This window comes from Psychrobacter pygoscelis, from assembly GCF_004335015.1.
In the GTDB taxonomy this organism is placed as follows: domain Bacteria; phylum Pseudomonadota; class Gammaproteobacteria; order Pseudomonadales; family Moraxellaceae; genus Psychrobacter; species Psychrobacter pygoscelis.
Genome location: NZ_RQRU01000014.1, coordinates 1 through 1583 on the forward strand (window position 1 = coordinate 1; position 1583 = coordinate 1583).

Here is a 1583-nt window from a genome sequence, read left to right on the forward strand (position 1 = left end):
CACTTCATTGCCTGCCGTTCTTGCGGCATCGGTATAGAAGGTGTTGCCTGATTTATAGACTTGAGTGCCATCTTCGGTGGTGTAAACCACTGGCGCACTGTCTGTGGCGTTGTTGGCTAATCCTTGAACTTGACCAACATTCGCCGCATCTGTGGCTTTGGTGCCGGCTTTGATGTTGCTGATGGTGTTGCCACCATTGTCCAGACCGTTTTCAGTTAGGGTCACGTTAGAGGTGTCAGGATCGCTGTCGGTATCCGTAATAGTAATGCCTTTGGCATTGTAAATACTGCTGCTGCCATCTTGGTCTTCAACCGTAGTGCCCGCTGCTGTGGTGGTTGTGGTGTTGTCACCATCGGTTATGGTGCTGCCCTCAGCGTTATAGCTGCTGGTGTTGTTGCCATCGGTAACTTCTGTTCCTGCCGCTGTTAGTTCACTGACGTTGCCAGCTCCGTCATTAACGGTAACACCGGCACTGTTAGTCACTGTGTTGCCAGTCGTTACGCTACCTGTATCACCTAAGTCAAGCGTCTTCTTCAGGCTGTATTTGATGGTGTTGCCGGATTTCACGACAGCTAGGTTGTTCTCACCATCTGCTGTGCCGATATCTACTGTGTCGCCCGCTTTAATCGCTGCGCCATCAGCATTATTGGTCTGCAGCGTAAAGCCTTGGTCTAAGGCTGCAATCGCATCGCCAACGTTGTTTTTTGTGACATCATTAACACTGTAGCTTGGCGCACTTACTGTGCCGGTTTCACTGTCATACGTCGCACCGCCACCTAAGTTACTGGCGGTACTGCTACCGAGTGTATTGGTTTTTGTGTCGCCAGCAGTGCTAATGCGATCTAGCTGACCTTTATTCACCGCGTCTGTGGCTTTGGTGCCTGCTGCGACGTTGCTCAGCTTGGTCGCTTTTGTGGTGCTGCCATCTGCGCTTTGAACGCTGGTAATAATAGGCGTCTGATCAGTATTCACTTCATTGCCTGCCGTTCTTGCGGCATCGGTATAGAAGGTGTTGCCTGATTTATAGACTTGAGTGCCATCTTCGGTGGTGTAAACCACTGGCGCACTGTCTGTGGCGTTGTTGGCTAATCCTTGAACTTGACCAACATTCGCCGCATCTGTGGCTTTGGTGCCGGCTTTGATGTTGCTGATGGTGTTGCCACCATTGTCCAGACCGTTTTCAGTTAGGGTCACGTTAGAGGTGTCAGGATCGCTGTCGGTATCCGTAATAGTAATGCCTTTGGCATTGTAAATACTGCTGCTGCCATCTTGGTCTTCAACCGTAGTGCCCGCTGCTGTGGTGGTTGTGGTGTTGTCACCATCGGTTATGGTGCTGCCCTCAGCGTTATAGCTGCTGGTGTTGTTGCCATCGGTAACTTCTGTTCCTGCCGCTGTTAGTTCACTGACGTTGCCAGCTCCGTCATTAACGGTAACACCGGCATTGTTAGTCACTGTGTTGCCAGTCGTTACGCTACCTGTATCACCTAAGTCAAGCGTCTTCTTCAGGCTGTATTTGATGGTGTTGCCGGATTTCACGACAGCTAGGTTGTTCTCACCATCTGCTGTGCCGATATCTACTGTGT

The 1583-nt window shown here is 50.7% G+C and carries 1 protein-coding gene; it reads right to left on the reverse strand.

The genetic code is table 11. The features are described 5' to 3' along the window. Window positions 1–1583 (reverse strand): beta strand repeat-containing protein (locus tag EGV92_RS13740; protein ID WP_423227920.1); only part of this gene is annotated, 1583 nt, incomplete at both ends.